Genomic DNA, 9,478 nt, shown 5'->3' on the forward strand with positions numbered 1-9,478 from the left:
ACGTCTCATGCGGAATCCGACCTACGACGGCGCCCACGCGGCACGATCCCGCCCCGCCGGCCGTACGCTCCCGCCGGTCAGGCGCTGGTGCGAGGGCCGGTGGACTCGCGCAGGACCAGGCGGCCGGGGTGGCGGATGACGCCCGTGCGCCGGTCGCCGTCCAGGGCCGCGATCAGATGCTCGGCCGCGATGGCCCCGAGCTGCTCCAGGTTGAGGTCGACGGTGGTGAGCGGTGTGCGGCACTCGGCGGCGAAGATCTCCCAGTTGTCGTAGCCGACGACCGCCACGTCCTCGGGCACCCGCCTGCCGAAGTCCCACAGGGTCTCCATGACGCCGCTGGCGATCTGGTCGCTACCGCACAGGATCGCGTCCACGTCGGGGTGCGCGCTCAGCAGCATGCTCGCCGCGTGCCGTCCCCACCTCTGCGACCACGCGCCGTACATCGGGACGCCGCCCACGAGCGGCAGGCCCGCCTCGCCGAGCACGGCCCCGAGCCCGGCGGCGCGGTCGCGCGCGGCGCGGTAGCCCTCCTCGCCGGTGATGTGCGCGACGCGCCGCCGGCCCAGCGCGACGAGGTGCTCGGCGGCCAGCCGCGCGCCGCCCTCGTCGTCGGCGAGGATCGACAGGTCGTCCGGGTCGTCCGACTCGCCGTACACGTAGACGACGGGCACGGGGATGCCCTCGGTGAGCGAGGGGCGCATGTCGTTCTTGTCGCCGACGATGAGCAGGCCGTCGACCTGCCGGCTCAGGAGGGTGCGGATGTAGTGCCGTCGCCGGAAGGTGTCGCCGCGCGTGTCGCACAGCAGGACCGACATCTGGCCGTTGCCCAGGGCGTTCTCCGCGCCGAGCAGGACGGGCATGGCGAAGCGCCCGGCCAGCTCGTCGGTCAGCAGGCCGACCGTGCGGCTGGTCCCCGAGATCAGGCCCCGCGCGAGCGCGTTGGGTTGGAACGCCAGCTCCTCGGCCGCCTGCTGGACGCGGTGCCGGGTGTCGGCCGCGACGTCGTCGCGCGCGTTGAGCGCCTTGGAGGCGGTGGCCACCGAGACACCGGCGCGCCGGGCCACGTCGGTGAGCGTCACGGCGCTCGAACGTCGTCTGGCCACCGAAATCCTTTCGATCAATTTCGGCGGAACTTGCACGCCGGAGAACAGAGGGGGGACCTTCCTAGCAGCGACTATAGCGTCTCATGTTAACTCCATGGAACGGACTCTTGACGTTCGGCGCACTTCGTGTCTAGTCTGCCGAAAAGGTTTTCGAAGGCCGGGGGGCAAACCAGCGGACCCAGAAACGACCTCTTCGTTCCCGTCCCTTCCTGCACCGAGGTGACCCATGAGACGAAAAGCCCGCTCCATCGCGGCGGCCTGCCTGGCCGTCTGCGCCGGAATGGCCGCGCAGGCCGCCGCCCTCCCCGCGTACGCCGCCGGCGCGACGCTCGTCGTCAACGTCGCCGCGCCGTTCCGGCCGGTGACGCACGCGGCGTCCGGCGGCCTCTACGGCCTGGCCGAGGGCAATAGGCCCCCGGACTCCATGCTGCTGCCGGTCCACCCGCGCAACTTCACCCAGCCCGCCCCCGGCGTCCAGCAGCGGCCGAACGGTCAGCCGCCCGGCGGCGACTCGCTCCTGGTCGCCCCCCAGGCCGACAGGACGGGCGCGGGCGTGGTCATCCGGATGCCCGACATCTACCCCGACTTCCCCTACCGCTGGGTGAGCTGGAACGACTGGCTCGCGAAGGTGGACACCCAGGTCAGCGCCCGGCTGGCGGCCACCTCCGTCAGCAACATCGAGGGCTACGAGCTGTGGAACGAGCCCGACTACACCTGGAACACCTCGGCCGCAGGGGCGTTCAACGCCGGGTGGGTGCGGACCTTCCAGCGGGTGCGCGCCCGTGACCCGATCACCCCCATCGTCGGGCCCAGCACCAGCTACTACAACGCCACCTACTTACGCTCGTTCCTGACATACGCGCGTGACAACAACGCCCTCCCGGACGTGGTCTGCTGGCACGAACTCGGCCAGAACCCCTCGTCCATCGCGGCCGACATCGCCGCCTACCGCGCCATGGAGCAGTCTTTGGGCATCTCGCCCCGGCCGATCGCCATCAACGAGTACGCGGGCACCGCCGCCGTGGACGTCCCCGGCACGGTCGCCGGGTTCGTCGCCAAGCTCGAACGCGGCGGCGTCGACTCGGCCGACCGCGCCTTCTGGTACGAGTACGGGACCATGAACGGGCTCGTGGTGAACGGCGGCCAGCCGACCGGCACCTGGTGGCTCTACAAGTGGTACGGCGACATGTCCGGCAACATGGTCACCACCACACCGCCCTCCCAGACGGGCCTCGACGGCTTCGCGTCGTACGACCCGACCCGCAAGATCGTCAACGTCGTCTTCGGCGGCGAGTCGGGCGCGAACACCGTCAGGCTGACCGGGCTCGGCGCTCTCGGGAGCACGGTCAGGGTGCGGCTGGAGTCGACGCCGAGCTCCGGCAGGTTCACGCAGGTCGCGGCGCCGACGACGCTGTCGGACACCACCTACGCGGTCTCCGGCGGTCAGGTGAGCGTCGCCGTGCCGTCCATGGCCGCGGGAAGCGCCTACCACCTGGTGGTCCAGCCGACCTCCGGGGTGCCCTCCTACCAGCAGCGTTACGAGGCCGAGAACGCCTCGGTCTTCCGGGCCGCCCGGCTGGGCGCCACCAGCGCCTCCAGCGGCGCCTACGTCGGGCGGATCGACAACACGGGCGACTTCCGCACCGACAGCTACGTGGACTTCGCGGTCAACGTCCCCGCCGCCCGCGCGTACACGATGCGGATCGGGTACGCGAACGGGTCGGGGGCCACGGCCACACAGGGGCTCGCCTACAACGGCGGGGCCTGGTCGACGGTCAGCTACCCGGCCACCGGCGCGTGGGGACAGTTCGGCTCGACCGTCTCCACCAGCGTCAACCTGCGTGCGGGCTTCAACGTGATCCGGCTGGCCAAGGGGTCGCCCTACTTCGCCGGCGGGACCGGATACGCGGAACTGGACTACATCGAACTGACCTGACCCTCCACGGCCCCTCCGGCGCCGGGTCCGCGGCGCCGGAGGAGCCGGGTACGGCTTGGTCAGCGGTGACAGGTACGGCGGGTCAGCGGTGACGGGTCCGGCGGGTCAGCGGTGACAGGTACGGCGTGGTCAGCGGTGCCAGGCGGCTCGGGCGGTGGCGGCGCAGGCCGCGCCGCCGACGAGCAGCAGGGCGATGGCGGCCGTCGTCCAGGCCAGGCCGGCCGCCAGGTAGAGGCCGCCGAGGCCCGCGATGGCGCCGACCGAGGCCAGCACCGGGCCGGTGGAGTTCAGCGCCGACAGCGCCGACGCCCGCTCAGGGCCGAGGACGGACGACACCCCCGCGATCAGCGGGCCGTACCCGGCCGCGTGCCCGGCACCGGCTACGAACAGCAGCGGAACGGTCATTTCCGGCCGCCAGCCGTCGCCCGACACCGCGACCACCACGACGGCGGCGAGGGCGAACAGCGCCGGTCCGACGACCGGGAGGGCCGCCCGTACCCGGCCCGGCAGCCGCGTCCAGGTGAGGCTGAGCGCGGCGAACCCGACGGCGTACGGCACGAAGGCCAGCCCCGCGCCGAACGGCCCGAAGCCCAGATGCCCCTGGAGGTGCAGCGTGAGCGCGAACAGGAACGCCGCGTAGCAGCCCATCACCACGAAGCAGGCGGCCAGCGCGGGCCGCACCCCCGCCGGTCGCAGGACGTCCAGGTCGAGCAGCGGGTGCCCGCCGCGCTCGGCGATCCGGCGTTCGACCCGGGCGAACACCACCAGCAGGACCGCGCCCGCGAGCAGCGACGCCCAGGCCCACGGCCGCCACCCGTGCTCCCTGCCGAAGATCAGCGGGGTGACCAGGGCGGTCATCGCCGTGGTGAGCAACCCGACCCCCGCGAGGTCGAGCCGCCGCACCACCCCGGCGGCCGCCGGCAGCGCCCGCGCGCCGGCGACCAGCAGGACCACGCCCGCCGGGACGTTGATCAGGAACGCCGGGCGCCACGTGAGCCCGAACAGGTCGGCCCCGATCACCAGGCCGCCGACGAACTGGCCGAGGGCCACCCCGAGGGCGAGCACCATCGAGTACAAGGCGATCGCCCGGTCACGCGCCGTGCCGTCGAAGCGGAGCTGGATCAGGGAGAAGACCTGCGGCACCATCAGCGCCGCCGCCCCGGCCTGCAGCACGCGCGCCGCGACCAGCACCGGCACCGACGGCGCCAGCCCGCACAGCAGCGACGCCACGGTGAAGCCGGCCAGGCCCGCGAGGAAGGCGCGCCGGTACCCGAGCACGTCGCCCAGGCGGGCGCCGGTCACGATGAGCAGGCCGAGGGTGAGCAGGTACGCCGAGGCGACCAGTTGCAGCGCGGCGCCGTCGGCTCCGAGGTCGCGCTGGATCGACGGGAGCGCGACCGTGACGATCGAGCCGTCCATCGACGCCATCGTCTGGCCGGCCAGCAGCACCGCCAGCAGCGTGCCCGGCCGACGCCGGGTCAGGGGGATGACCATGGCCGCCAGAGTGGGCGACGAACCACCACCCGGTCTTGAAGATCCTTGCCCACCCTCTTTCCAGGGTGGGGCGACGCGCACGTCTTCTAGGGTGGGACGGTGCGCACGTCGAGATCGGTGGTGCGGACGCCGGACTTCTCCGTGAGCGTGGTGTCGTGCACCGAACGGCATGAAGGCTGGTCGCCGCCTGAGGAGGGCCGGGCGTACGGCATCGTGCTCGTGCACCGGGGGATGTTCCGGATCAGCGGCGACGGCCGCCGTCTCACGGCGGACCCCACGATGGGCTACGTGCAGACACCGGGCCGCGAGTACGCGTTCGCGCACCCCGCCGGCGGCGACGTGTGCACGTTCATCATGGTGCGGGACGTTCTGTGGCACGCCGTCGTCGGGGACAAGCCACCGGGGCCGCCGGTCGCGGTGGACGGCCGGGTCGAGCTGGCGCACCGGCTGCTCCTGCGCGCCGGGCATGACGCGGCCGATCCCGCCGAGCGGCTCGTGCACACCCTCGCCGCCGCGCTCCGCCCGGACGACGCGTCGCACACGCCGCACACCCCGCACACCCCGCGCGCCGACCTGGCCGACCGGGCGCGGGAGGCCATCCTGGCCGGCGACCCCGAGTCGGCCGACCTCGTACGGCTGGCGCGGGCGCTGGGGGTGTCCCCGTCCCACCTGAGCCGCACCTTCCGGAGGCACGCCGGCATGACGGTCAGCCGGTACCGCAACCGGGTCAGGGTGAGCCGCGCGCTCGCACGCATCGAGCAGGGGGAGACCGATCTCGCGGGTCTCGCCGCCACCCTGGGATTCGCCGACCAGGCCCATCTGACCCGGACGGTCAAGGCCGATTCCGGCCACGCTCCCGGCCATCTTCGTCGGCTGTTCTCGCCCACCGGGAATGGCATCCGTGATAAGTCACGAGGGTGATCGGAGTTTCCCAGGGGCGTTCGCGCCCGCTCCCATACCACGTGCCGAAAACCACCGCTGACCACCGCCGGGTCGCCGAACCGTTATTCGCGGGCGCTTATAAAAGTTTTTGTTTTGTGATATGATAAAGAAAACTATATGTAGTCTCTCCTTTCGTGAAACTCGATGGAGAACCAAGCCGCACCGCCCTCATGGCGGCCGCCGCGCGAGCCGCGCATCTGATCGTCGATGACAGCCCTCCGATCTTCGCCGACACGCTGGCGTACGCGCTGCTGGGAGATCGGGCCGAGGAGCTCGTCAACTACCACCGCGCCCACGGCACTCACCCCGTCCTGTCGGGCGCCCGGGCCGCGGCCGTCGTCCGGAGCCGCTACACCGAGGACCGCCTCGCCGCGGCGGCCCGCCGGGGCATCGGCCAGTACGTGATCCTCGGCGCGGGCCTCGACTCGTACGCCTACCGGCCCGGCAGGGCCCCCCAGGTGCGGGTCTTCGAGGTCGACCACCCTGACACCCAGAAGTGGAAACGCCAGGTGCTGGGGGAGGAAGGCCTCGCGATACCGGACACCGTCACCTTCGTCCCCTTCGATTTCGAGGCGGGATCGCCGCTCGACCGGCTCGTCCATCACGGGTTCGACCCGGCCAGGCCGGCGTTCGTGAGCTGGCTCGGCGTCACCATGTACCTCAGCCGCGAGGCCATCGGGCACACCCTCGCGGTGATCGGCGGCCTCGCGCCGGGCACCGAGCTCGTCGCCGACAGCATGCTTCCCGAGGAGCTGCGGGACGAGGCGGGCCAGGTGTACGTCCAGGCCGTCATGCCGGTGTCCGCCGAGGGGGGCGAACCCTGGCTGACCTTTCTCGGACCTGAGGACATGTCGTCCCTCCTTGCGGAACACGGCCTGGAGGTGGTCGAGCACGCCCGCCAGCGCGAGGCGGTCGACGCCCCCCTGTGGACCCGCACCGACGCCCTGCGCCCCTCGGCCCTGTCCTTGCTCACCCACGCCAGGGTCCACCCCTGACCTGCGCCTGGGAGAGCCCGAGCCCGGGAGCGCTGACGTCGGGACTGAGATCCGGACTGAGTCGTTCGGGGAACTCTGGCGGGGAACTCTGGCGGGGAGCTCTGGCGGGAAGCCGGGTGAGGGCGCCCGGGTGACGGGCGCCCTCACCAGAGAGCTGGCTACCAGGAGCCGGCTACCGGGGCCTGGCTACCGAAGCAGTCCGAGAATCTGGTTCAGCAGATTCAGGAGAGCGGTGAGCTGGAAGGGGTCGAGCAGGTGGGCCACGGCGCACAGCAGGTTGCCGAGCAGGCCACCGGGGACCGCCGAGGCGACGATGTCCAGGACGACCCGGTTCAGGTGCACCTGGAGGCCGAGCAGGTTCAGATCCAGCGGCCCGAGGTCGAGGTTCAGGATGTCGCAGGTCGCCAGGGCCACGGTCGTCGGGACCGTGCTCTGCTGGTTCACCGTGCCGAGGGTCTTGCCGGCCGAGTCGGTGAGCGTTCCGGTCAGCGTGCCCACGGTCGCGAGCTTGCCCGCGTCGCCGACGAACTGGGTCGGGGTGAAGAGGCCGGTGAAGGCACCGGTGCCGCCGGCCGCGTCGGTGAACGTACCGCTGACGGGGGTCTCCAGCACGGAGGAGGGGGCTGCGCTCTGGGTCTTCGCCGAGGGCGCCTGGGCCGTTGTGGCGGACGCCGGACCGGCAGCGGTGAGCACCAAGACGGCGCCTGTCGCCGCGGTGGCGAGTACGGAGATGAATCGCTGTAACTTCATCTCACACCTCATTTCACATATCGGGGATTTCGGACTTCAGCCTCCTACCCCTTTACTTTGGACGAAACACGATCTAACAGATTCGTCACCCCCACTCCCCACATCAACTCCCCCAATTACCCACCTTGACCTGCACCTAAAAGACCCGATCAATCCCCCCATTTTTTCTCCCCACCTCCCGCCCTCTCGGTCCCCGTTCCCCTCGCTCCCGCTCCCCGTGCCCCCACGCTCCCGCGACCCCGAGAAGGTCCTCGCCTTCGGCTCGGGCAGTCTTCCCAGGGCCTACCGGCTCTGCCGACATCCCCAGGCCTACCGGCTCCCGACCCCCCGACCCCGCGCCCCCGACCCCGGCCCCGGCCCCGCGATCATCTCCTTGCACCCGCTGGCATGTAGTGGGCGCCGACGCGGTGGGACGGGGTACGGCGAGGCCGGCGCCCTGTGCGGCGCCGGGCCGGGGGGAGAAGGTCCTCGCCTTCGGCTCGGGCAGCTCTCCCAAGGCCTACCGGCTCTGCCGACATCCCCAAGCCCACCGGCTCCCGACCCCGTCTCCTCGCGCACGCCGGCAGGTAGTGGGCGCCGATGTGGTGGGACGGGAAGTACGGCGAGGCCGGTTCTCCACCACACCCCGCCCCCGCGTAGGCGCCTCCTGCGGAAGCACTGTGAGACGGAGAAGAGGGGTGAATGCCGTGCGGAAGGGGGCTACGGAAGGCCGACCGGGCCCGGCGCCGCGCAGGGCGACGGCGCCCTGGGCGGCGGGGGCCGGGGGAAGGTGGTGGCTCTTGTGCGGAAGGGCTGGGGGCCTCGTGCGGGACGGGTGGGGGAGGTCCCGTACGGGCGTTGGGCTGGGCCCGCGTTGGGCTGGGAATTCAGCCGGGGAGCGGGCGGTGGCCGTGGACGGTGCTGCGGGCCGACGTTCGTACGGAACGCAGCACCGCTGAGACGAACACTATGCCCAGGACCCCTCCACAGGCGACGACCAGATGCACCGGAAAGGCCTCGGCGGCCGCGCCCGCGAGGGTCATGCCGAGACCCTGGGCCGTCATCAGCCCGGCCGTCATCAAGGTCATCGCCCGACCGCGAAGCTCATCGGGGACGGCCGCGATGAACCACTGGTCCAGCCCGAGACTGTACGAGATGCCGCATCCGGTCAGGATCTGGCACACCAGCGCCCCGCCTAGTGAGGGCTCGAAAACGTACCCGATGGACGGCACCATCGCGAGGACCGCGACCGGGACCGTCAACCGTGCCCGGCCGCGCGGGCCGAGCAGCGTACCGGCCAGGACTTCGCTGGTGATCGCGCCGATCGGCATGCCGCACATGAGCAGCCCGAGCCCCGCCGGGCTGAGGTCGAGCGCGGCCGCGTACGGGGTCAGCAGGGCTTCGGACACCACCACGAACATCGGCGGCACCCAGGCCAGCAGAAGCAGCCCCCGAATCCGCCGATCCCCCCAAAGCGACCGCACCCCAGCGATCGACGCCCCCACCAACGTCCCCCCAACACCCACCACCACCCCATCACCCGACCCGCTACCACCGCCCAGCCCGGTTCCGTCCACCTCGTCACCCGGCCCGGTGTTGTGGTTGGGCAGGGTTCGGGCGGGGCGGGGGTGGGTGCCGAGGCGGAGGAGGAGGGCGGACGCCAGGAACGTCGCGACCGTGAGCGCGAGGACCGTGCGTGCCGGTACGAGGGCCAGCAGCAGTCCGCCCATCGCGAATCCGGCCAGTTGCGCGGTCTGCGAGACGATTCGGAGAACCGAGCGGCCGAGGACGAAGAGGTCGCCCTGCCCGAGGATGTCGCCGAGGGTCGAGGCGCGGGTGCCGGTGAAGACCGGCGCGATGGCGGCGATCACGCAGCGCAGGACGAGCAGCAGGGCGACGGGCACGCCCGGCAGCACCATCGCCGCCGCGCACGCGGCGCACACCAGGTCACAGATGATCAGCACCCGGCGCGCCGGGAACCGGTCGGCCACGGCCGACAGCAGCGTGCCGCCGACCACGTACGGCAACAGGCCGAACGCGAACGTCAGGGCGCTGAGCAGCGGCGACCCGGTGAGCCGGTAGACCAGCACCGCCAGAGCGATCTCCCCGACGACGCTGCCCAATGTCGACATCGCATGCGCGGCGAACACCGCCCGGAACTCCCCAACCGCAAAAACCCCCCAATACCCCCGCCCCCCGGTCTCCGCCACCCCCGGCCCGGTGGTCTTGGACGTTCGCTGTGGGGGCTCAGACGTCTGGCGCGTGGGCTTCGCGGGTTG

The 9,478-nt window shown here is 71.8% G+C and carries 7 protein-coding genes; 3 read left to right on the top strand and 4 right to left on the bottom strand.

Annotated elements, in window-relative coordinates; genetic code table 11:
* Positions 1–77 precede the first annotated feature (77 nt).
* On the bottom strand, positions 78–1,103 hold the full coding sequence (locus tag NYZ98_RS38415; RefSeq protein ID WP_262849897.1) for a LacI family DNA-binding transcriptional regulator: 1,026 nt from the start codon (positions 1,101–1,103) through the stop codon (positions 78–80).
* A 226-nt stretch (positions 1,104–1,329) separates the two neighbouring features.
* Between NYZ98_RS38415 and NYZ98_RS38420 the strand changes: the two genes are divergently transcribed.
* Positions 1,330–3,039: a carbohydrate-binding protein gene (locus NYZ98_RS38420; protein ID WP_262849899.1), complete on the top strand. Its 1,710-nt coding sequence runs from the start codon at positions 1,330–1,332 to the stop codon at positions 3,037–3,039.
* 129 nt (positions 3,040–3,168) lie between these two features.
* On the opposite strand, the gene NYZ98_RS38425 is transcribed toward NYZ98_RS38420, so the two are convergent.
* A complete protein-coding gene (locus tag NYZ98_RS38425) occupies positions 3,169–4,533 on the bottom strand; it encodes an MFS transporter (protein WP_262849901.1) in 1,365 nt (454 codons plus the stop codon).
* Between the two features lie 99 nt (positions 4,534–4,632).
* Between NYZ98_RS38425 and NYZ98_RS38430 the strand changes: the two genes are divergently transcribed.
* Complete coding sequence (locus NYZ98_RS38430; RefSeq protein ID WP_262849903.1) at positions 4,633–5,454, top strand: helix-turn-helix domain-containing protein; 822 nt, start codon at positions 4,633–4,635, stop codon at positions 5,452–5,454.
* Positions 5,455–5,609: 155 nt separating this feature from the next.
* Positions 5,610–6,470 carry a class I SAM-dependent methyltransferase gene (locus NYZ98_RS38435; RefSeq protein ID WP_262849905.1) on the top strand — a complete coding sequence of 287 codons (861 nt, stop codon included), beginning with the start codon at positions 5,610–5,612 and terminating at the stop codon, positions 6,468–6,470.
* A 186-nt stretch (positions 6,471–6,656) separates the two neighbouring features.
* Here the strand turns inward: NYZ98_RS38435 and NYZ98_RS38440 are convergent, their stop codons facing one another.
* Positions 6,657–7,220: a hypothetical protein gene (locus NYZ98_RS38440; protein WP_262849907.1), complete on the bottom strand. Its 564-nt coding sequence runs from the start codon at positions 7,218–7,220 to the stop codon at positions 6,657–6,659.
* 866 nt (positions 7,221–8,086) lie between these two features.
* Complete coding sequence (locus NYZ98_RS38445) at positions 8,087–9,409, bottom strand: MFS transporter (protein WP_262849911.1); 1,323 nt, start codon at positions 9,407–9,409, stop codon at positions 8,087–8,089.
* Positions 9,410–9,478 lie beyond the last annotated feature (69 nt).

Origin of the sequence: Sphaerisporangium corydalis (genome assembly GCF_025506355.1) — a bacterium.
Taxonomy (GTDB): Bacteria; Actinomycetota; Actinomycetes; order Streptosporangiales; family Streptosporangiaceae; genus Sphaerisporangium; species Sphaerisporangium corydalis.